Here is a 21,920-nt window from a genome sequence, read left to right as displayed (position 1 = left end):
AAGCACCTCCTAACCGTACATTGTGGGGAAATCAACACCATCTGCCTCGGAGACTGCAGTATCAAGACTCTCTTTAATATCGTTAAGGTTTTCAATAATATTGTCAATAACCTCAGATGCCGCATTAAGAGCAGATACCGAATTCTGTAGTCTAAGCCATCGTGGAGCCTTTTTCCTTTGATCAACTTGAAACTTAACCTCACTTTCCCTAATATCCATCCATGTAATATCATTCAGGGCATCAACAATTCTATCAAGTGTATCAGCAGTATCGTCGACTCTTTCATACTTCTCGGTAGATTCCAGTCCAGTCCCGGATATATTGTCCCGCCAACTTTCCATTTCATCACGCAGTTCTTCAATATCAATCCTTGCATTATCAACCACTTCTTCCAATGTTCCAGTTTGCTTAACCAATGCCATTTCGCTCACCTTCCTTCCATTGCCTTATGATTTGTGGTTTATGATTCATTCTAGCAGAAAAAAATTTAGTTGTCAAATAAAAAATGACGTAATATCAAATACTTAGCAAATTTTTGCACCCTATGTTTGGTTTACCATGGGCTTACCTCTTATCTCTGTTTTATTCCATATTTTTTCATTAGAACGCTGAAATTCTCCAATAAATTTCCATATTCTTTCCTGCTTTGAACTATCTTGTATAATTCTTTGAATTTCAGCTTCTTGGATACCGTAGCGACACAATTCATATCAAACATATTACAAATCCCGCTTGCCCTAACTTTCTCATATTGTTCCATTGCTTCTTTTGTTATTTCCACTTCTCATTCTCCTTCCTTTAACGTTTGGGGTGGGGTACCGAGCTTTTTTGCAATCCGTTTACAATTTGCCCTGCTATATCACGGACAGGAGTGTAGTAATCTGCTCCGTAGTAGTCTGCTCCACAATAGGGACAGTTCATGTAATCAGGGTCATAATTTCCTTCCTGGTCTACGTTTGTCCCGTTACAACAGGCGTAGCAAAACTCCTGTCCACACTGCGGGCATTCCTTCTCAGCGTACTGGTGATCCGATTTTTTACAAAACATCTTTTCACCTCCTTTACTATCTGTTTAATCAACTTCAAAGAATTCAGGTTCCTTCAAAGCAATCATAACCAGCATTCCACAAACCCCAGTCAGTGCATTATGATAACTTGCCTGCGTGTGCAAACCACGCTCGTGACATATTTCGTGAACAATCAGATCTATTACCTTTTCGGACAGTGGTGGATTGAAAAAACCCACGCCAAGACATGCAACATTAAACGACAACTCCTTATTGCCATACTCTGCTCCTGTATTCCCTTCCCATCGAGCAAACTTAACCAGAATATCCACCCCAAGATATCCTTTCGCAATCTTTCGGGCAAGCTCGGCTACCTTCCTCATGTTATCATCGGGGTCCACTTCCGTGAATCCTACAAACCTCGTACCGAACAGAACGCTCGATGACTTAATCAGTTCATACTGATGTACATTCGTCCATTCAGCCTTTGAGAGATCCTGCCCCCTAATTACTCTATATCCTTCCGAAACAGCTCTATCAATAGACGTTCTATCCCACTGGTTGGCAACTACAACCTTGTCTCCAAATCTCTTTTCAATAACATCCTTGAGTGCCTCACGTCCTATTCTGCTATTCCCAATCGCCTCTCTAATCCATTGCTCAGATGCACACTCTTCAGGCACAACCTCGTATACCGCATTGAGCACTTCCGCATAGACGTTTGACAAATAGCTTTCGGGAACCATACTCCTGTCGGTTGACAGCGGAACCTTCTGCTGAACATCAATGTCGTATAGACACTCAATCTCACAGACCGGGATTCCTAATTCATACAACATTGCACCGCTTTCAGGGTTACGATGCATAACATGGATTCGAGTCTTTCTTCTTGTCCTTGTAAACACACCATTCACTACGTATTCTGTAGGAAGCGTAGCCTCAAATACCTTGAACGGTCGACGATACAAGACCTCTTCTCCGTTGACACTAAACCTGATTCCATCAGGCACCATGTACTTTCGTAGTGCCTTCAGCATATCATCGTACTCGAACTTCTTCATCTTGACATGTACCATTATAACCGTACCAGCTATCCGCTTTCGACCAGACCTATGCCTCCCGTTATTATCAAAAACTAGGGTCCCTTTCGTAGTCCGTATCAAGGCATAATCACACATCGCTAGAACTTCCTTCTCGCCAAGATTAAACCTACCACGCTTCTCAGGATCAGACCTCTTGTATGTATGGGAAAACAACGTAAAGGCATCCGATAAATCTCTGAATCCTTCCGGGCTATCATCTTCAACCTCAATCTTAGCAACACCTTTATTCCAACTTGTGGTCAGCTTGCAGTACGTTACCTTTTCATCCCAAGCGTTCTGCACAAGTTCCCGGACAATAAAGTGCTTCGGCTTACCTTCCTGTAACTCTCTGAGGCCACTTCTTGAAACCTCAAGCCAATTATCACCTGTAGCCATTTTGTCTCCTTTCATCTATCATCCTGCAATCAGTTTGCAATGACTACAAACACTTCTCTATCTTCTCTCTCAATGAGCAAACCCATTCAAACTCTTCCTTAGACAGCCTTCCAGCCTTCACTTTTTTTTCGGCGATAGTCCCCTTTCCAATAACCCTTGGTCCTATCTGTACCTTCTCGTCTCCACCATTGTAGCGGTTTATCGATACACAGAGACCATTCTCATGCGTAAACTCCTTCACCACCTTATCTAAGTCCGGATCGTAAGCCATAACTTCCTCCTTATTCTTCTCCATCATCTTTTGTATCAATTACAATATTTCCAAACCTAAAAACCCCATTTTTTACGTTGCAATCAAAATCTTCTTTCATTTCTACGATATGGGAAAAGCATTTGCTTTTGATACTTTCAACGGTCTCTATATTATCCATCTCTAGCAAAGAAACTGGTAAAATACCCAACGAACCAGAGTCAACCGCATACCTCCTTCTCTGCATATCATAGTAAGCACCATCTCCATAAGCCGTTTTGCCAACACATACCATTTCCCCTGTATATTCATATATCCCATCTTCGCAGTATTCCGTTTCTTCTAAAAAATCTTCCCAAGACTCATCGAAGACGTAACCTGGATCCCCTATATAGTACGTACCTTTTTTCATACATTTCTCCTTATCTTGCTAGAATTATGGTATTGAGAAGATTAGCAAATACCTCATCGATGCTCCCAACCAGTTTCAAAGCACCATCCATCATTTTCTGATATACTAAATTTGCAATTTCAGGGGTTTTGCCTCTAATTCTAACCCCCATTGATTTCTTCGATGTCGTATTTCCCTTGATCTCAACCTCTAGGTCTTTCTCAACCAGGTAAGCAACATAGTCCATTATGAATTCGGTCAGCGTTCCATCAAGTCCTTGCTCCGCTATCCAAACTGTTAATCCAACGGAAGCAAAATCAGCAAAGGCTTCATCGGTGAGAAGATGTCTCACGTTCTCATAAGCACTTCGCCACATTTTCTTGGCAACTCCATATTTTTCAGGACCTCCTAACACCAAACAATCAAGAGCGATCTTTCTCGGGAAGTCCGGGCAGCCATTTACCTTCAATTTTGAATCAGTTAACCATCCTTCAATTTCGTTATAAAACTGGTGCACAGTTACCTCCATAAATGCGGTTGCATCCTTCAAGTGCTATCTCCCTTTCGAGCCTTGGACAGATAATGCGTCCATTGATAACAGGGGATTCGCATCTTTTGCAGAGATGCTTTGTTGCTTTTAGCCTCTCTGTGTCAGACTCCTGTGGAAACAATTTCTTTTCTTCCATAAGAACACTTTCAACAATTTCTTCAATTGACCTCATTCTAATTCTCCTTTTAGGGTTAGCTTTCCTGCCACTATTAATTTCACTATTGCCAGTAGCCACTGAATATGAAGGTCTCCAGTTCCATCGAACGCTATCATTTTCCTATCAAGGAAGTATCCTTCAGCGTCCATCAATTTTTTCTTGACTATACTTCTTTCTATTTCCATCATCTTAATACCTTCTGGCAGATTGAATCTTTACTCCTGCTTTCTTAAGATCAGCCATTACTATTGCGAGATTTGAAGGGTTGTTCAATCCCTCATTTAGGAGCTTAGTACCGATTAGGTAAGGTGTAAGGGAGCCCTTTGGGGGCCTGGTTGCGAACCTTATGAGATACTCGGTTATGTTCTCAATCTCCTCAATTGCTTCCTGGCTTGGCATCTCCTTTTTCCCCCTTTGTGATTTATGTTTTATGATTTCATTCTAGCATACAGATAAACTGGTGTCAAGAAAAAAATGCAATGATTTTAAGTACTTATGCCGTTTTTCTTGACGGTAAATACTTGATATTATTGAATCGGTAAAGGCTTGATTTTATTGATTCGGTGACTATGGACGGTGAAGTATTGATATTGTTGAATCGGTAAACAGTTGATGGTATTGATCTGGAACAAAATCAATGGATGTCAAACAAAGGTAGGTTTATATGGGTTTAAAAAAGAAAATTCATTGTAGGCGTTTTTAGACATCATGTAAGTAGTTAATGTTATTGATGTTTTCAGAAAAGCCCCGATATTTTTACAGATGCTTTACTGTTGATACTACGTAAAGCGATAAAAAGCGTTGTAATCCTTTTTTTATCGATAAATTTCTTAGTTTTCTTAGTTAAAATATTGGTTCCGCTTTCGCAAGCAATTCTGTTTTTCTCGAACTATTTACTGTTGTTCCCTTCCTAAAATTGACTACTTGTCCGAATGCCATAATAACCGCCCCTATCATTAATCCTAGATTGGTACTTTCAGGCGGCTTTAACCAAAGCATAAGTCCAAGTATTGTAAAGAAACCAATAATGAGGAACCAGTCAAAAACTTTATCTTCCACATCTCTTTTTCCAGTCGCTTTAACTCCTTCAACATTCATATTACGAGCATTTTGAACATCCACAAGCTTAGTCTTTATCTCTTCAATATCCTGCTCTCTCATTTTCAGCTTGAAATCCTGATCGGCTAGCGCAAGTTTTAAAGCGGCTTGAGGATCATTAGCTATTGCTGAAACTAACTCATCTGGCTTAGCGGTCTCGGATAATCCAAAAGCCATCGCTGCTGCCTTAATCGCCCCCGCAGCTATCATCCCTGGTGGACCTCCAAAAGCAGACAATAATCCCTCTGCTGTTGGAGCTACCTTCTTTATGACATCGACTACATCTGACCAATCCACATTGTCCTCCTTTCTAGGTTCTTACAAATTCTAAACCTCTTTCAATAAAATTGGTTTTAACCCTGTTGCAAGGGAAATATTTTTCTGCTGTATCAAAGGCTGTTTTAAAACTGAAAAACATGCAGGAAAATACATCAATATTTATTAATCCTGTGTTCAGGTTTCCATGAAAACTTATATGGCTTTCAGCTATAATAACCATCCCAATAACTTTACCGCCTATTTCATACACCGATGGAAGTGTAATCTTGGTCATCTCTATTTCATCAGGGCATTTATTAAGAAAATCTCTTACCCTTTCTGGTTCAATCAAACTTATATCCTTGATTACTCCATCAAAAGTAAAATGACGACCAAATCCTTCCATTGGCTCAACCTCCATTATGTGATTTCCGTCTTTTCCATACTGAAATACACCAACAAGGAAAAGGCTGGAGTTCGATTTCTATTCGGTTGCGACTAATATCAATGACAATACCAATCTTTAACTCGCTCCAATACCATGCACTTCTAATCTTCCAGCCCCTCACATACATAGCTTACCCAATGTTTAATAGCTATCTTCAATAATAAGAGGAAACTCATTAACATCTTTGGTTCTGTCTAAGAAGTTTTTAAACGTCTCTCCACTATTTAAAACAGCCCTATTCCCCTTTAGTTTACCAGTAGTGGCACCAAGAAGAATACAACCCAGAGTATCGGCTTCGGTATTTCCTGAATGGAATAAAACTGCTGTATGACCAGGTACTACTATCTCAAAGGTATTCTTCCACTTTGTACCGTGAAATCTCTTACAATGATATTCTCCTTGTGGGATATATAACTTTCCTTTTTCATTTCTGTCTGGTTCTAATGTAAAACAGAAGATAACATCATCAATTAGCAATACCCCCAAGGCTCCCTGAGTACTTTCTTCAAGTCTAACTATCTTTGTTTTCATAATTCGTATCACTTTCTTTCTAAGCTTAAATCATTCATATAACCTTTAATTCATCAGAACTCACCCGTTCTCCAACCTTTTTATCCCTAACCAGTAGTGTTTCTCCCTCAACCACGGGTTGATCTTCCACCTCCACCCAGTCGTACCCTTTTCTTGCCTCTGGTGGTTTGGGAGAGCATATCCACCCAACTATTTTTCCGTCAGCCAGTCTTTTTTCTACATACCCCCAATGTACTGCCATATTGCCTCCTAATCACTTACGCTTACGCTGTCTGAATCCACAAAACCGTGGCAATATATATCAACTGTTAATAAAGTTGCTGCATCTCCTGAAAGCTTATACTCAAAAACTCCATTAACCAATTCAATTCTAAACTCATTAGCATCCCTAGCTATATCTCCATTACTATTTTGCTGAGCAAAGGCTACATATCTTCCATTACCAGCCCCACCATCTTTTCGAGCCCATGCTATTCCATATTGATAATCAGTAACTCTAATTACCAAAACAGCAAACATGATTGCTTGCCGAGCCGTTGATGGAGCATAACGTGTTGACCCTACAGCGGGATCAAGATCAACATCTGTCCAGCTCGTTTGAGCACCAGTATCCAATGGTCTAAGATCTTTTCCATCCCGCCACATATATACATTGTGCTCAGCCATGTCAAACGCTCTGATAACTGCATTTGTTACTTGGGTGTTGTAGATTACTCCAATCTTTGCGTAACCTGATTCGGTAGTCGTCTGCCCCTCTCGTATAACAAAATCACCAGCAATGGGCTGTTCGGTTACGGTGTTAGCAATATAGACGACATAAAACTCATGGGCTGTGACTGCATCACCTGCCTTAAGTTGTCCACCACCTGCAACAAGGGCAAGCTTCAGGGTGACATCTGACCAAGCCGATTCACCAGGTGGTGTGAAAGGAAACGAAACTTTAAATTCATCATCATCGACATATTTCAGGATGGAATGCTTGATTCTTAGCCCAAGAAGCAAACTCAAGTGATTTGTGTGTATCGTCTTTGCCGGCCTGTTGGCAACATCAGCCAGTGAGGGATGATTCTCTCCTACCACTGATTCTGTATATTGTATCCAAGATGGAGTTTCCATATTCTATTCTCCTATGCTGCACTATATGTATGCGTCCAGGTTATCCTGAGCTGATCATTGGCAGCTTTGTTGATTACGGCAAAAGTTATTCTGGCAAGCATTGTTCCTGCAGCCGGATCGTTGAAAATTCCAGCTTCGGTTATTGCACCGGTTCCGTCACCAGCAGCCCAATCACCGATATACTCGACTTCATTATCTGTTTGGGTTACAGACGTTAGTGCATTCCTATCGAGTTCTGATTCAAGAGCCGTATCGCTAGGATCAGGGGCAGTCGTTCCTACTCCAATCGCCATGTGCGACATCTGCGCCTCCCCCTGGTCACTCATCTGGTCAGCTATATGACTAAGTCCATCATCCACAACTAGATTGCCAGCGATATCCCTGACATCCTTCAGCTTGCCATCTTTATCAAACAATTCTATCTTTACCTTACCCTTGATCTTTATCGTACTTTTCATACCAGCACCCCATAATCCTTTCCGTAATAGATTGCTCCATTATGGTCATACACCCCATCATACTTGAACCAGTTTTTCCATGCCTGCTCAGAGAGCCAAACCTTCTCTGCTTCATCTCCAATATAAGCATCAAAAGCTACTGCATTAGGGTCTATACCGTCATTTGATGCCCAGTTATATACTGACCCACCCTTGGTAGATACTATCGTAACACCTGTAGGCGAAGGGGTTAAAACTTGTTTAACTGAATAACTCTCAAATTCCGCTATCAAACTATAATATGCTATCAGTTTATTATCTAACCCACCCGTAGCAACCCCATAAATAATTTTAGTGCCTGCCGTATTATAAAAATACGAAACCGGCCAATCCAGAATGAACCAACCTGCAGAAACTGAATTAGCGATAACAACTACTCTCATCAGACTGCCCACAGATGGAGATGTAGCCTGATATATATGTGCATACACGTCTCCGGGTGCATATGTGGCAACTCCTCCCCCTAATGTCCATCCAGTCAATACAGTATTCCATGCACTCGCATCAATGAATTCTGGATTTGAAAGTGTTTCTGAACCATATGTTTCCCCAGTCCCTGCCGCCTTGATCCAGCCCGTTAGAGTTTTACCTCCTGCCTTCAAGGTAAGTAACTTTCCAATATAAGGAGTTAAGTCCACTGACGGATTGGTTACAAAGGCAACCCCATTGACTAGGGATAGGTTACAAGTAATAGAACCAAGAGAGGTAACAACATTTCTTCCTATCTTATGGACATCCTTAGCTACTGCCTCACTTATAGATACTCCATCGGCCGCTACCTTAGTAACCGCCATCGCAATAAGCTCTGATATGCCAATCTGCTCAAACGCACCCTTGCCAAAAGTCTTTGAGATTAGTTCCGAAACATTAACAACGTCTTCAAACGTCTCCTCAAAGCTGTGATAAGATACATTCTTATCAACAACCTCAAACGAGACGAACCCCTCATTGAGACTAACAACTTTCGACATCACCTGAACAATTCTATTCTGAAACGGACTTCGTGTCTTATCATAAAGCTCAGAGTGGCTAAACAGAACAAAGTCTCCTGTCTCAAAATGAACATTCCTCAGCGTAGCATCATCAAAACTGATCATCCATACAGAGTCTTTAAACCTATCAACTATAACCGACTGAACAGCATTTGCCGTACTTAAGTCCCTGCACCATTTAAATTCACACGTCTTAATCTTGGCTCCGTGTATACTCTGCGATAACTGATCCTTAGTGGAGTTACCATCATCTCCTTCCTCATACGTATTCAGCCTGTAGTTATAGGCATAGAGAACTTCTGCCTGGTTGCAGAGATTTTTCTCATCTTGTGTAGCCACCAGATTACTTACATACTTCTCGAATACTTCGCCCTTATGGTCAAACACCTGGTTGATGGTATTAATCAATATTACTATTTTACCAACGTTATTCTTCCACCACTCACCATTAAAAGAATAGAGAATCTCGGACAGCGTAGTACCTATAGACCTGTCTCCATTTATTAACCCAGCACATTCGTATCCGCTACAGATATCCTTTGCCTTCTGCAAAGCAAAGGCATCGAAATCTGAGGATGCACCACCAACAACATTAACAACAAAATCTTCTATGACCTCAATCGGATTCTCTATGAGCGATGAACTACTATTCTTACCCTTACATCTAATTGATATAGGCTCTTTCGTAGCCTGGTCTGCAACAAAATCAATGATTGCTATATGCTTACCATTCTCATCGGTGTGGTCGTCAACAATGGTGTAATCTGCAGGGTCAATAACATTTCCATCCTTGTCGTAAACCGTAAAGCTATTCCCATCTCCTGCACTCAGTATCGTGCTATCAGAGATGAGGTAGTAGAAATTCACAGTATCAATACATGGACAATTCCATATTCCTTTGCTCCCACCTTTCATGTATCCGTAAACCAAAGGCAAATAATCAGTCGGAGTGCGGGGATTACTGTACCGCCACGCATGACCTAGCTTAAACGTTTCTTGCAAATTGATGCTCATTACTAAATCCTATACAGCACGAAGGTTAAGAGTAGTTTTTCCATCACCAAGAGAGACTTTCTGAACTATTCCTGTGAACTGTTTTATAAATTCATCCCTGGCAATACCATCAAACCCAACTAGTACCTCAACACCAGCAGACAGCAGATTTTCAGTTCCAAGGATTTTGGAGAAATACTTATCCGTGTTGTCCATACTAATTGAGATGGTGGATATTTCCTGTGACTGCAGACTCGAAAAAAGGTCATTACCACCGGGCAATAGGGTATTTCGTAACTCTCCCCAGTTCAGTACACGTCCACCAAAGTCCAATATTGCTTCATATCCATCTCCGTAAAGTATGTCACCGTTGAACGTATAGCTTCCATCGAAGAGCGCAATTTCAGTTACTTGAACTATGTTTTCTGGTGGACGTCTTTCCGAGAATATACGTAGTCCAGCAGTGTTAGTAATCCGCATAACAACTACTTCCCGCTCCCCTCTGTTTTGTCTTGTAGCAAACGCTAGAGACCTATTATGCACTTGACTTACTTACCTCCGTTAATGTCATACTAACATCGTACAGGTCTAGGTACTGCCGTATATTCGACCGATCAAGTTCTTTCTCAATATGAACTAAAAACGTATCGTTTGGATTCTCGCAGTCTACATTGAAAAAAAACGGTAAACTTTTTCTTTGAGACACGCTCTTCAATTGCTTAAACATTGCTAACAGAAGAGTTATGTCATTCTCAACAAGGTCCTTAAACGTAATACCAAATACCTCCTGAAGATAGTTAAGCTCTCTTCTTTCAATTCCTGCTTTAGACCGTTGACTGCTTTCCGATGCAACGGTTTTCTGTCCACGTCCCAGCTCGAAGTTGCGTGACAGTTCCATATAGGATCCAAGATACAATTCTCCCACCCTGATATATCCATCAGGGTTAGTCTGGTTAGAAACTTGCAATCTCCAATACCTATACGTCTCATCAAGGTACACACCAATCTTTTCGTCATTCCATGTCAGGACACGTGAATAAGAGGGGGAACCCCATGAATCAGCATCATTAGCCATTAACGTAATTACTGCTACGGAAGAGAAGTTATGGTCGAAAATCTCACATGCCTTAATATTCTTAGCACTACCTAAATCCACCGTAATCGTGTTGGGGTTATCGAGAGACCGAGACTGATACCAATACTCCCTATCCAGGTCTATCAATTTCTGCGTACCATAATTATTCGAGCATATCCATGACCACCTGTCTTCGAGTTCAAAGTCATCTCCACTTCCGGTAGTAAACTTAACCGTAACACCATAACTCATCAAGTACGGATCGGTCTGCGTCAACACTCCTGTTTCATTCCATGTCACCCCTCCTGTATCAGACCACTTGAACGTTGCCTGACCAACCTCTTTGCCTCCAGCAACGCTATCTATCTCAACAACAAATTGACGATCAATATTACCAGAGTACACACCACCATTCTGAACCGTTGCAGACCCCAACTGTTCCGCAAAAACCCCACCTATAGTTCCATACAGCAAGGATGATACCGTTATCAGTGACGCATCAGTGATTTCGTTTTGGTACATGAACCTACAACTACCCATCAGTTAGTGCCTCAGTTCTGCAAGATTTTGTAATTCAGTTCTTACCTTTCTGGTCAGATTTTCAATAAACCTATCATCAAACACGTGGTAGTCACCTTCAATCGCTACCAACTTATCAATATAGAAATGGTTTCCAGTTCCTGATACAGAGCTACGTTCGGATTTAATCTCAAAGTTCCCACTCCGTAGGCTCTCAAAACCTATGTCACCAAGTCTATCCATGACTGGAACAGGTAGGATCCCTTCGCCAACTTCAGTAAGGACTAGCTTTTCTCTTGGCTTAAAAACAGATGACATCATATCGGAGATAGCACTTCCTATCTTCAGCCCTCCATGAGCCTTGATGATGCCACCCTCATGGAACAAACCACCGAGCAGTCCTGTAATCCCTCCTATGATTGCACCTATGCCTGTACCTACACCAGGCATTACCCATGTGCCCCAAGCAGCCCCTGTTGCTGCTCCTGACAAAGCTCTTGTTGCCAGGTCTTCAGCACTTCCCTTTTCCGTTCCCAAAAGAGAAGCAACAAGATTAGACCCCATATAGCTAATACCCGCCGTCCCGGCGTATTGCCAGAACCCAGCCTCCGCAACTTTTGTCACCGCAAGCCCCTGGACACCCTCTGATGTGGTGGTAATGTTCGCCCCCTGCTGCACGGCCGCCGTGATTTCTGCCTGAGACAATTCGGATAGAGGCACGAACGCAACCTCGGAACCTGCAGGAATCCCAGCCAATGCTGCCCCTGACAACATCCCATAGCTGGTCTGTACGACCTGTCCTCCTGCTCCAGTCTGTGTATATCCGCCGCCTGTGGCATATTGCATCCTTCCTTGCGTCATCATCCATTCCACCAGCATCTGTGACAAAATTTCCGAGAACTTTCTTTGCATAGAGTTCCAAAACGACTCCCAGTAATCCCCAAACGTCTTGAGATCGCTCGTGAAAAAGTCCATAAACATACTGGAGAACATAGTCTTTGCACCATCCGTAAAGGCTTTGAACACATCATAGCCCGCCTGTCCCCAGGTGTATTGCTTTGCTAGCATTTCATCCAGTCCTATACTCCACCCCATAACAAAATCATTTGAATACTGAAGCATTGCCTTATTGGTTTCTAGATGGAGTTGTCTCTTCTTTTCTACCGCTTGCTGTTCTATAAGCAAGATGATTTCATTAGCTTCTTCTATGCTTCGAACATTCTTTGTCAGGGACTCTATCAAGTCATCGGTTTCAATATCGATTTGAAGCTCTCTAAAGTATGTATATTCCTTAGCATATTGACCTGACTTGTAGAACAAATCACGATACATGGCTTCCTGCTGGTTAATAGCATTATCAGTCTCTCTGAGTTCTTCTTCAAGGGCCTTCCCAGCCAGTTCTGCCTTGTACTTATTAGCCTGCCTCCAGTGTTCCACGAGCTTATCGTACTCTTTTTGTGTCAACCCTGTATACTTTTGCTCAATTTCAAGCTTTTCCTGATCAATATATCCCTGAATCTTAGTCTCATCCAGACCAGCCTTCCTGAACGCCTCAACCTTTTCATTCATTATGGCAATGGCTTTTTCCTTCTCGTTCATAAGAGACAACTCTAGTTCACGGTTGAGCTTCACTCGTTCCTTTCTTGCCTCATCATCTGCTTGCGACTTTAATTGCTTTCGTCTATTCCTTTCCTCTTGCTCCTCTATTCTCTTTTTCTCCTTTTCCAGCTTCTCTTTTTCCTCTTTTGCCTTCTTCCTATCCTCCTCTTCTTTGTCTCCTATCTTGGCAAAGTCACGTATGATCTGTTGCCTTTTCTCTTCCAGTTCTTTAATCCGATCCAGTGTCTCCTGAATCATGCCCTTCGTTGGTCCGAAAATCCATGGTTGTTTTTCTAGGGTCTCAACTCGTCCCCTCAATCTTTCTAGCTCTTTATCTACAACGGCAAGATTATGTGAATATTCCTGAAATGGGGTCACATCGGCTAGGGCTGCTTTATATGACAAAAACGCAATAGTAAGCGCACCTATCGCTGCAGCAATCCCAGTGATCGCCAGCCCGATCGGGTGCGCAGCAATAAAAGTACCTATCATCGCAATACCTTCCGCTATTCGTGGAAGGTATCCTATCAGCAGAAGTGCAGGACCAGTAATAGCAGCCAGTCCAGTACCAAGAGCTACCGAGAGACCGATGGCAGTTTTCCATCCATCGTTCAAGTCATTGAACCATTTAACCATATCCGTTACACGCTCTGTTACAACCCTTATGACAGGTGCAAGCTTGTCTCCAATAGCAATCGCAAACTTTTCAACACTAACTCCAAGAGCAGCAAATGACTCCTTAGTTGTGTCCATCTGTTTTAAGAAAGCTTTGTCAATAGCACCTTTTGATTTCGCTCCGATAGCGTCCAGGGCTTCTCCAAACATATTAGCCTGTGTTCCAACCAACGGCAGGATAGCTCGTAAGGCTTCGATGTTGGGTATAATCTTAACGAGTGCCTCAGTATTACCTCCAACTTTATCCTGAAGCTCTTTCAAAAATCCACTGAACCCCTTCGCCTGTAGTCCAGCCAGGCTCAAATCAATCCCGTACTGTCGTGCAACTTCAATAGCATTTTCCTGTGGCCTGATTATATTTAAAACTACACTGTTCAATGACGTAGTAGCACGTGCAGCGTCAATACCGCCAGCAGTCAAGGTCGCTATGGCGGCGAACATCTCTTCGGTGGACAGCTTTGCAGTGGCAAACGTAGGTGCTACATTTCCAACCGTTACTGCCAAACCTTCAAATGTGACCTTGCCAAGCTCAACAGTCTTGAACATCTGATCAAAAGCTATGCCAGCGTCGGAAGTCTGCATTCCAAACGCGTTCAGGATCGTTGTTCCAGCATCGACAGCGGTAAACGCATCAGTCAAACCTGCCTTTGCCGCCTTAGCCGCAGCAGTGACAAAACCTATCGCCTCAGCAGGCTTTACTCCAGCAGACAACGCCTGATACAAGCCTTCACTCAACATGGTTGCCCGCCCAAGTTCAGGAGGCAAATCCATGATACCTTGCTTTAGCTTTGCCATGCTGACTTCACTCGTATTAACCAGAGTAGACACATTAGCAAGGGACGCCTCGAATTTCGACGACGCCATAACAGTCGCTGTTAGTCCAGCAGTACCAGCCGCAGCGATAGCACTTATCTTCATTCCGATGCTCTTGAACATATCGGAATTCTTTTCAATGTCCTTCAGTGCCTTATTCCAGGAGCTAGCCATCTTATCGGCTGCAATCTGTCCATCCTTTTGGATTTTATCCATTTCTTTGCCGATAGACGTACCAAGTCCTTCAAACTTGGACAAGGCTTCACCAAGCTTTTTGAAATATTCAGTCGCATCAAGCGTGAGCTTAGAAACTAAACTACCAGCGTCAAACATTATGCACGTCCTCTAGGCAGTCGTCTTTTTATATTTAAAAAAGCAGTTTCATCGAGACATGGTTCGTATGGTTCGCATAGATCGTTCATAAGTTCATTTCGATACCTTTGAACAATACCAGCTCTACTTCCAGAACTAAGATATGGAATTGAATGAACAACAATTTCCTCAAGGCGTTCACTAGCATTAAGTCTGTCCATACCAGACAGGTAAAACCGATACTGCCCTGGAGTTAATGACATTATCTGAGAGTGTGTCCATCCATAGAACCGTGCTAGGCGTGAGCAGTACCAGCCGAAGGTGTGCTTACTTTTCCCTTCGGCTTCGCCACTTTTTTTTTCGGCACTCCTGGCTTATCCCCTTCCTTTTCAGACCCAGGTCCACTAAGCAAAAGCGAACTGTATATGAGCGTCGCAACATCTTTAGCCATCTGTCCCAACTGTTCTATTGTAAGACGCCTGAAGTCTTCGTCAGGGATTTCACTGTAGATCGTCTTAATCGCTCTGATAGTGGTTTCAACACTAGCCTTTACGCTTTTAATAACTTCAGGCGTCCTGAGTTCATTTGACAGTTCCTCAAACTTCAGCACTGCATCAAGCGTTGGCACTGAAACCTCATACTCTTTTCCAAACAGTTTGACGTACGTACTCTTGCCTACTAACTGGTCGTAATCTCTAACAGGCATAGATCCTCCAATTATTTAATTGTTAAGGCTTAACACTAACTGCCATCCAATCCAAACCTTACAAGCTGGTCACCCTTCGGTCGTGTCGTGTCAATGTATCCTTTGAACGTGACCTGAATTATTCTCTCACCTTCGTTAGTATGTCCGATAGCAACTTCATTGACCGATGCAGCCTTGTAGATGGTGACATCCCTAGACTTATCTCCAGCATCCATCTCTGCAGGATGGAGATTCAGTTCGTACTTTGCTATGCTTCCTCCAAGCTTACCACCCAACTTTAGCTTCCCACCTGACAGATCTCCGAACGGGAATGCAACCTTCAGGTTCGATAGCGTCTTTTCTACCAACGGTACCGTAGCTTTAACACTATAGCCTAGGTCCCTATCATCTATCGGAGTCTTCCCATACTTGTCTACGGTGATCTCGTACAGATTCGGAGTTATGGTTACTACACACCCACCCTTTGTCAGACCGAGGTCTATATTGTTATACTTTGCCTCACAATACCCCAATTCAATGTTCTCAGCTCCCATTTCAAACCTCCTTTACTTTTAACTTCGTTACTTTTTCATAATATGCCCGATCCGATATTCCACTATCTTACGTCGGAACTCATCGTCAGGATCTGGCAAATCGTTTTGTCTCTCTCTCGAGGCCCGCAATATCCTGTATCCACTCGTTTCGAATCGATTCGTTTCAAAGAACAACGCATCAATCCGCTCAAAAACATCCTCAATAACATCAATATCCTTACCCCATATATCAAACGTGTATACTTCATCCGGCCTTTGAACACTGTTAACGTGTGGATCCGGCAGCCCGGCTCCTGCTCCGAGGTAATACGTCACATAGCATGGCTTTTCATCCGATACCACAACGTCATCAGGTGGATAGAAAAAGTATATTCGTGGATCCTTGCTGTCCGCGCCGGTCAAACTCTTAAACGTTGCATCATTTCTAATCAACTTATATAGAAAATCCTTAATCTCCTTCATCCTCGTAATGCCTCGGTCCAAATTCTATTAGCCTGTTGTCTAACCTTTTCATACCCGGGCCTCATAAACGGGTACGGCCTGCTTCTTCTCGTACCAAACTCCACAAACTTAGCATAGTACACCTGCGTATCGCTTATAGCCGTAAATACATACTTCCCTTCCTTCGGTTCAGGTACAACGGTGACAACCTCACCCTGAAATACCTTCGTCCTTGTAATGCCACTTCCGGTGTAATTCCCTGCAACGCTATGTTTCATTCTTCCGGTTTTGACCCTAGCAGGCACCTTCTGTTCGTACTCAAGCATTTCGGAGAGTTTCTTCGCACCGAGAATGCACCGCTTCTCAAGTTCCCGTTCGATGTCAACCATAGTCTTCGTCTTATCAAATGCCATATCTACCTCGATAGGTCTGCTTCAATATGGTGACTTCTACCAGCCGCATCACTCACAAACTTGACCTTGTACACTACACTATTAACCTCTACCTCATCAGCCTCCTGAAGGTCTGTTCCAATAAGGAAGAATCCGATATACATTGCTTGGAGCGTCTGACCATACTCTATAGCCCTCAGCCTGCCACTCTTAGGCTGTATCGTACATGGAACATCAGTTGCAATTACTGTTGGGGTTGGGGTCTTGGTTGCAGCTCCCATTTTGTCTTCAGGATACGTCACTGTATACCGTGTTATTGTCCCTTTCATGTTCAACAGAGATCCAAAACTCATAGCTCTAATCCTTAATCAACTGGCGGACAGCAGCCATAACATCCCCTACCTGAATAGCTCTCATACACACGAAATCACTGCACGCCCTGAATACAAACGTAAACTGACATGGAGCACATGCAACAGGAGACCTCACTACAACATTCTTGGTCTGTATCGGCCCATTCTTTGAACACAGCGTGGCCCCAAAAATGGCTACAAGCGGTACCTCCAACGCATCAGCTACGTGCATAAGCCCACTATCACTACTTACCATCAGGTCGCACTGAGATATTGCCTTTGCCGTCTCGGTTATTTTCAGCTTACCCCTATAATCAATATCTCCTTCCACTCCTTCAAGCTCATCCGCATTGCCGAACAGGACTATTTCGGCATCAAAATACAACTTCAGTACACTTGCAAGCTCGGGAAATTTGTCCCATGCCTTCCTCTTCCAGTTCCATCTACCACTATCCTTAAAGTAACCATTACAAAGACCTATTCTCATCCCATTCTTTTTCACTACAGGCATAGCAGCAACAGACACATGCTGTTTCGGCATTGGGCCTCGATAGCCAAGAGCGTACACATCTTCCATGTAAAACTCAGTTTCATGAATCAGTCTTGTTCTCCATTCAGGCTGCCTTTGTTTGAATCCTTTCTCCACAAAAAGCCTGTGTGTATCACATGGCTCTCCCCAATTATTCGCAAAGTACAGATCGTATCCGTCAACTGATTGTTTCGGGTACTCTATTACCTTATCAACGACATCCAGGGATCCAACAAGCTCTCTGATAGCATTCTTTCTATTATCCTGCCAACCAGAGTCAAGGACCACTGTCATGGTAGCATTCGGGTACAGTGATTTCAGAGCCTGCACTGATGGAGTGAACATGATCCAGTTCCCTATGCCATTCTGGAAGTGAACCGCTATTTTCCTTACCTGATCTGTTCTCACTTCAAGTTCCTGAATATCATTACTACGTGTTCTTCTTTCATGAGGTCATCCGGTCGTGGTTTATCAACCCCTTCGATTACCTCACAGGGTCCAAAAAGCTCGGCATACTTTTTAACAGATCTGAAAAACATATGGCTCTTTGGTTTCTCAATCCAGTACGAGACATTCTCGTAGAGAATCATAATCCCGTTTTTCCGCACAACCCTCTTTATTTCCTGAGCTACCTGTCCTATTTCATCATGTGGGACATGTGCAAGCGTAGTGATCGCATACGCACCACTGAAGAACCCTGTTCGGAAGGGTAGGGGACCTTCCTCAAGTAGAAAAAAATCTGCTTTCTTATTGTCCACAGCTTTCGCCATCGCTATCGCATCCGGCACGATATCCACTCCGTACACCTTTTGCACCAGCTCCGACAACGGATGCGCAAGTCTTCCGTTACAACATCCATAGTCAAGCAGCAACGACTTCTTTGTGAAGTGCATCTTGATCAGCCCACTAAGCAGGGCAACCTTCTGTTTCGTTCTGGTCTCATACTCGCTTGGAGTCCCCTCAACCATAGTCGGACCTTGTGACTTGAATCTACTGATCCAATACTCTTTCATGTGCATGACTTCCACCTTTCTATGCTGTCAATAGCTTTCCAAAACTTATACGGAGCCTTTTTGACAGCATCAACGAGTTTCTTTCTATCTCCCCACCAATCGTAAGAAGCAACGCCACATAGCTCATTAACTACTGGCTTACATCCACATAGGACACCTTCAACAACACTCCTCCCACATGCTTCTGGATACGTTGGTAGGTGAATTACATATTCAGCCTGTCTGTAAACATTGGGCATTTGCTCAATCGGAATTGGCTCATGCAGCCTCACATTCTTCTTGTTCCCAAGCAACTGGGAAATAATATCGTTCTTTATCGAGTACACATCGAAGATCAAATCAGGCCTATTCATTACAAATGCGTAGATATTCATCAGTCCTTTACTATTCCATAGCTTGCCGGTCGTTGACACAACAGTGTTCTTTTTCCTTACGTCCTCTCCACCATTGCAAAACCTGTGCGTATCGTATGCGAGAGGCAGCACGATACAGGGATCCACCTCGATAACTTTCCTATGACCTTTCTCCTGTAGTGGGGAAATAAACACGTTCAGCCTCGATTTTCCAAAGAGTCGTCTGGATAGCCCAAGCCTTTCTATCTCCCTGTGGTCATGTTCGTACTTGACATACGGGACATTCTTTTCAAATATCAGCTCGAGTACTTTCTTCGCCTGGTCATCCTTGAACTGGAAAAAATTATTGATTACTATCAGGTCGGCACTCCTGAGCCATTTCAGATCAAAATTCTTAGGTGTTATCTGCTGAATACTAAACCCAAGCAGTCTACCGACTCGGATAACTTCGAGATTACTTAGCTCAGCACCACCTGTCGTCGACCAGTCCTGAACCCATGCCACACGCGGGTAGAACATATGTCCATCATCAATAGGACTAACTCCTTTAGACCCCTCCGGTTTTTTCACCGGCTGTGCACGCCTGATGATAGGCTCCATTGTCCTCAAATCGTAGTCTATTTGGTCAATCCCAATCATCACAGTCCTCTCAATATGTCCCTGTAAAAATCGTCAATAGTCTCATCAGCGAGTTCAATCTCTCTCCTAAACGGTATCGTTCCCATATCAACAGGAGCGTGAAGTCTGTACATATTCAATACCTGCTCAACAGTGATCGCTCCATCCTTTCCGGTGGTCACAGAATACGCTCCAATCGTCTCACTCGTTATCTGTCCTTTCTGCTCCAGCATTACCGCAGCAATTCTGCCGGTCACCAGCTTTATTATGTTCGGCGTAGAGGTCCAGCCCCAATTACCAGTAACCCTCACATTGTCAATTCCATTCGGGAATGTCCCATCAGTACGCTCAATCCAGTTGTCAGCAATCCTGTACTCATCACTTGACACCTCTTCCCAATCACCAGCATCATCCATAACCTCAAGTTTGGTAATCGACCTGAGCTTGGGCCAGACTTTCAGAACCTCACTGCCCATTCCGTCAAACAGCTTTGCTGCCCCGTCCTCTTTTACAAACTTGTCTCCTGTAGCATTATCAACATACTCAGTTGCTGCCTCCATCAGGACGTTTTTGACAGTAGTGGACTTTCCGGTCAGGCTTACCCATAGAGACACAATATCCTCAGTACAGTATGCCATATTCTATTCCTCTTCTTTTTTCTGCCTCATCTTCACATCGGAACTCTTGACCTTTGTTATGGTCAGTCCCTTCGTCTTCTCGACAAAAAACTCTCCTTCAACGGTATCGCCAGGCCTGACAATGGTCGGATCAAAAGCCCTGTCGTAAACGATCTGGTCAATTCTGCTATGGTTCTTAATCTTTACGGTCTGTACCTGCATACTTCCCCCTTTTTTCTTTCGTTATTTAACCCACCTAACCACAAGTTCTTGCTCCAGTTATACTGTTTACCTGCCTCTTCAACAGGTCTGTCAGTGTGTCAAGACTAGCAATGCATTCACCAATCTTCCTGAACTCCTTGTTGCCATCATCAAGACGTGTCATAATTCGTTCCTCTCTTCGTTCCCATTTTTCATCCAGCGTTTCCAGCGTCTTGATTACCATATCCAAGTCCTGCTTTCTGGCATAATCGCCAAGCCTGGTCTCAACCTTATCAAGTTCGGTGCGGGTCGCTGCCATATCGATCTTTTGCTGCATGGCATCAATTCCTTGAGACCTGGCCTTCCATATATAAGCTACAAGGACAATAACGAGCGAAAAATTGACAACCGGCGCTACAGCTTGCATCATTTCAATCATTAGCAATTCTCCTTTCGATTGCCTGTATAATTGTTTTCTCATTTGCAGCAACCATGCAATTTGCCCTACCTCCACATGCACTCATCGCCTCAAAACATGACTCGCATCCTATTTCCTTATTTAGCTCAACAGCTACACAATCAGGATGGTATACCGTTCGATCTTGAGGCCTTGTCGCTCCGAGCAAAGCTACGGTGGGGGTCCCAGTACAGTGAGTCAGGTGCAGCACTCCACTATCCATACAAACAGCGAGATTGCTTCTTTCAAGCAATGCTACTAGCCGATGTACATTCGTTTTCCCACAGGCATTGATTATTCCAGTTCCTTCCCAGCCAGTGTTTCTATCATGGTCGATGAGTAGTACCTTTGCACCAAGAGCGACAATCGCCTTACATATCCTTACTACCTTTTCTTTCGGCAGCGTCTTAACAGGTGTAGACCCTTTGATTTGTATAGCAACGATCCGTTCATCCTTGCCAACTCCCGCCTCAGCAAGAAACCTAAAAGCCCACTTTCGGTCAAGGTCAGAAATCGGAAGTCGAAATACGTGCTTCATGAGCGTCATACCAAGAAACCTTGCATACATGTCACTTCTATGAGACCTATTCTTACAGCTTTTCCTATGGTCAACCTCCAAAACACCATCCAGCATTACCCCATAGTCAAACGTCCTTGATCCGACCCTTTTGTAGTCCAGTACGTCCTCAACGCTACGATAATACCGAAACAGTTCCTTGTACCTATCCTGTACTACCAGCGAAATCTTGACTCCAGGATAGTCTTCCTTCAACTGTTCAATGACGGGTGTTAGCATTATCAGGTCGCCGAGTGCATACCCTCTTACAAGACACACACTGGCAGTCTTCCGACTTGCAAGAAACTTGGCTAGAACGGGGGCAGGTCGGAGATATTCGCTTTCTGCATTTCGTACCAGTTGGTGGTCGATGCAAAATCCGGGCAGCACGG

32 protein-coding genes are annotated in these 21,920 nt (G+C 43.3%); all 32 read right to left on the bottom strand.

The features are described 5' to 3' along the window. Positions 1–9 precede the first annotated feature (9 nt). The 32 genes from AB1401_00620 to AB1401_00465 all read right to left on the bottom strand — a co-directional run bounded on the left by AB1401_00620 (position 10) and on the right by AB1401_00465 (position 21,918). A complete protein-coding gene (locus AB1401_00620; GenBank protein ID MEW6613966.1) occupies positions 10–423 on the bottom strand; it encodes a hypothetical protein in 414 nt (137 codons plus the stop codon). 149 nt (positions 424–572) lie between these two features. After that, positions 573–782 carry a DUF5049 domain-containing protein gene (locus AB1401_00615; GenBank protein MEW6613965.1) on the bottom strand — a complete coding sequence of 70 codons (210 nt, stop codon included), beginning with the start codon at positions 780–782 and terminating at the stop codon, positions 573–575. A 17-nt stretch (positions 783–799) separates the two neighbouring features. Next, complete coding sequence (locus tag AB1401_00610; protein ID MEW6613964.1) at positions 800–1,048, bottom strand: hypothetical protein; 249 nt, start codon at positions 1,046–1,048, stop codon at positions 800–802. A 24-nt stretch (positions 1,049–1,072) separates the two neighbouring features. Then, the gene (locus AB1401_00605; GenBank protein MEW6613963.1) at positions 1,073–2,500 is read right to left on the bottom strand and encodes a hypothetical protein; all 1,428 of its coding nucleotides are present in this window, start codon (positions 2,498–2,500) and stop codon (positions 1,073–1,075) included. A 28-nt stretch (positions 2,501–2,528) separates the two neighbouring features. Beyond that, positions 2,529–2,756 (bottom strand): hypothetical protein, encoded by a 228-nt coding sequence (locus tag AB1401_00600; GenBank protein MEW6613962.1) that lies wholly within the window; start codon positions 2,754–2,756, stop codon positions 2,529–2,531. A 10-nt stretch (positions 2,757–2,766) separates the two neighbouring features. Then, complete coding sequence (locus tag AB1401_00595) at positions 2,767–3,147, bottom strand: hypothetical protein (protein MEW6613961.1); 381 nt, start codon at positions 3,145–3,147, stop codon at positions 2,767–2,769. Between the two features lie 10 nt (positions 3,148–3,157). After that, complete coding sequence (locus tag AB1401_00590; GenBank protein ID MEW6613960.1) at positions 3,158–3,676, bottom strand: hypothetical protein; 519 nt, start codon at positions 3,674–3,676, stop codon at positions 3,158–3,160. Beyond that, positions 3,627–3,848, bottom strand: coding sequence for a hypothetical protein (locus AB1401_00585; GenBank protein MEW6613959.1), 222 nt, complete (start codon positions 3,846–3,848; stop codon positions 3,627–3,629). Before AB1401_00585 ends, AB1401_00590 begins: the two co-directional genes overlap by 50 nt. Beyond that, positions 3,845–4,021: a hypothetical protein gene (locus AB1401_00580; protein MEW6613958.1), complete on the bottom strand. Its 177-nt coding sequence runs from the start codon at positions 4,019–4,021 to the stop codon at positions 3,845–3,847. Before AB1401_00580 ends, AB1401_00585 begins: the two co-directional genes overlap by 4 nt. Before the next feature lies 1 nt (position 4,022). Then, positions 4,023–4,232: a hypothetical protein gene (locus tag AB1401_00575; GenBank protein MEW6613957.1), complete on the bottom strand. Its 210-nt coding sequence runs from the start codon at positions 4,230–4,232 to the stop codon at positions 4,023–4,025. A 444-nt stretch (positions 4,233–4,676) separates the two neighbouring features. Beyond that, complete coding sequence (locus AB1401_00570) at positions 4,677–5,228, bottom strand: hypothetical protein (protein MEW6613956.1); 552 nt, start codon at positions 5,226–5,228, stop codon at positions 4,677–4,679. 13 nt (positions 5,229–5,241) lie between these two features. Then, the gene (locus tag AB1401_00565) at positions 5,242–5,595 is read right to left on the bottom strand and encodes an S-adenosylmethionine decarboxylase (protein MEW6613955.1); all 354 of its coding nucleotides are present in this window, start codon (positions 5,593–5,595) and stop codon (positions 5,242–5,244) included. A 183-nt stretch (positions 5,596–5,778) separates the two neighbouring features. Then, the gene (locus AB1401_00560) at positions 5,779–6,168 is read right to left on the bottom strand and encodes a DUF5675 family protein (protein MEW6613954.1); all 390 of its coding nucleotides are present in this window, start codon (positions 6,166–6,168) and stop codon (positions 5,779–5,781) included. Positions 6,169–6,202: 34 nt separating this feature from the next. Next, a complete protein-coding gene (locus tag AB1401_00555) occupies positions 6,203–6,409 on the bottom strand; it encodes a hypothetical protein (protein ID MEW6613953.1) in 207 nt (68 codons plus the stop codon). An 8-nt stretch (positions 6,410–6,417) separates the two neighbouring features. Further along, positions 6,418–7,284, bottom strand: coding sequence for a hypothetical protein (locus AB1401_00550; GenBank protein ID MEW6613952.1), 867 nt, complete (start codon positions 7,282–7,284; stop codon positions 6,418–6,420). 11 nt (positions 7,285–7,295) lie between these two features. Beyond that, positions 7,296–7,742 (bottom strand): hypothetical protein, encoded by a 447-nt coding sequence (locus AB1401_00545; protein MEW6613951.1) that lies wholly within the window; start codon positions 7,740–7,742, stop codon positions 7,296–7,298. After that, positions 7,739–9,787, bottom strand: a complete 2,049-nt coding sequence (locus tag AB1401_00540; protein MEW6613950.1) for a hypothetical protein — start codon at positions 9,785–9,787, stop codon at positions 7,739–7,741. The genes AB1401_00545 and AB1401_00540 overlap by 4 nt, the downstream gene beginning before the upstream one ends. 9 nt (positions 9,788–9,796) lie before the next feature. Continuing rightward, entirely contained in the window at positions 9,797–10,246 is a 450-nt protein-coding gene (locus tag AB1401_00535; protein ID MEW6613949.1) for a hypothetical protein, read from the bottom strand. A 55-nt stretch (positions 10,247–10,301) separates the two neighbouring features. Continuing rightward, complete coding sequence (locus AB1401_00530) at positions 10,302–11,363, bottom strand: hypothetical protein (GenBank protein MEW6613948.1); 1,062 nt, start codon at positions 11,361–11,363, stop codon at positions 10,302–10,304. Positions 11,364–11,384: 21 nt separating this feature from the next. Next, positions 11,385–14,780: a phage tail tape measure protein gene (locus tag AB1401_00525; protein ID MEW6613947.1), complete on the bottom strand. Its 3,396-nt coding sequence runs from the start codon at positions 14,778–14,780 to the stop codon at positions 11,385–11,387. 274 nt (positions 14,781–15,054) lie between these two features. Next, the gene (locus tag AB1401_00520) at positions 15,055–15,465 is read right to left on the bottom strand and encodes a hypothetical protein (protein ID MEW6613946.1); all 411 of its coding nucleotides are present in this window, start codon (positions 15,463–15,465) and stop codon (positions 15,055–15,057) included. A 35-nt stretch (positions 15,466–15,500) separates the two neighbouring features. Further along, positions 15,501–15,998: a hypothetical protein gene (locus AB1401_00515; protein MEW6613945.1), complete on the bottom strand. Its 498-nt coding sequence runs from the start codon at positions 15,996–15,998 to the stop codon at positions 15,501–15,503. A 27-nt stretch (positions 15,999–16,025) separates the two neighbouring features. Next, positions 16,026–16,481, bottom strand: a complete 456-nt coding sequence (locus AB1401_00510; GenBank protein MEW6613944.1) for a hypothetical protein — start codon at positions 16,479–16,481, stop codon at positions 16,026–16,028. Next, the gene (locus tag AB1401_00505) at positions 16,457–16,852 is read right to left on the bottom strand and encodes an HK97-gp10 family putative phage morphogenesis protein (GenBank protein ID MEW6613943.1); all 396 of its coding nucleotides are present in this window, start codon (positions 16,850–16,852) and stop codon (positions 16,457–16,459) included. Before AB1401_00505 ends, AB1401_00510 begins: the two co-directional genes overlap by 25 nt. Before the next feature lie 2 nt (positions 16,853–16,854). Further along, positions 16,855–17,184, bottom strand: a complete 330-nt coding sequence (locus AB1401_00500; protein MEW6613942.1) for a hypothetical protein — start codon at positions 17,182–17,184, stop codon at positions 16,855–16,857. 4 nt (positions 17,185–17,188) lie between these two features. Beyond that, positions 17,189–18,121 (bottom strand): glycosyltransferase family 9 protein, encoded by a 933-nt coding sequence (locus AB1401_00495; GenBank protein MEW6613941.1) that lies wholly within the window; start codon positions 18,119–18,121, stop codon positions 17,189–17,191. After that, positions 18,118–18,732, bottom strand: coding sequence for a class I SAM-dependent methyltransferase (locus tag AB1401_00490; GenBank protein MEW6613940.1), 615 nt, complete (start codon positions 18,730–18,732; stop codon positions 18,118–18,120). Before AB1401_00490 ends, AB1401_00495 begins: the two co-directional genes overlap by 4 nt. After that, positions 18,723–19,598 (bottom strand): hypothetical protein, encoded by an 876-nt coding sequence (locus AB1401_00485; protein MEW6613939.1) that lies wholly within the window; start codon positions 19,596–19,598, stop codon positions 18,723–18,725. The genes AB1401_00490 and AB1401_00485 overlap by 10 nt, the downstream gene beginning before the upstream one ends. A 119-nt stretch (positions 19,599–19,717) precedes the next feature. After that, positions 19,718–20,335: a hypothetical protein gene (locus tag AB1401_00480; GenBank protein MEW6613938.1), complete on the bottom strand. Its 618-nt coding sequence runs from the start codon at positions 20,333–20,335 to the stop codon at positions 19,718–19,720. A gap of 3 nt (positions 20,336–20,338) precedes the next feature. After that, positions 20,339–20,536, bottom strand: coding sequence for a hypothetical protein (locus tag AB1401_00475; GenBank protein ID MEW6613937.1), 198 nt, complete (start codon positions 20,534–20,536; stop codon positions 20,339–20,341). 34 nt (positions 20,537–20,570) lie between these two features. Further along, positions 20,571–20,954, bottom strand: coding sequence for a hypothetical protein (locus AB1401_00470; GenBank protein ID MEW6613936.1), 384 nt, complete (start codon positions 20,952–20,954; stop codon positions 20,571–20,573). Beyond that, positions 20,947–21,918 (bottom strand): glycosyltransferase family 9 protein, encoded by a 972-nt coding sequence (locus tag AB1401_00465; GenBank protein MEW6613935.1) that lies wholly within the window; start codon positions 21,916–21,918, stop codon positions 20,947–20,949. The genes AB1401_00470 and AB1401_00465 overlap by 8 nt, the downstream gene beginning before the upstream one ends. Between the last annotated feature and the right edge of the window lie 2 nt (positions 21,919–21,920).

The organism is Thermodesulfobacteriota bacterium, assembly GCA_040757775.1.
In the GTDB taxonomy this organism is placed as follows: Bacteria; Desulfobacterota; UBA8473; order UBA8473; family UBA8473; genus UBA8473.
This window is presented reverse-complemented; position numbering and strand designations above follow the sequence as displayed.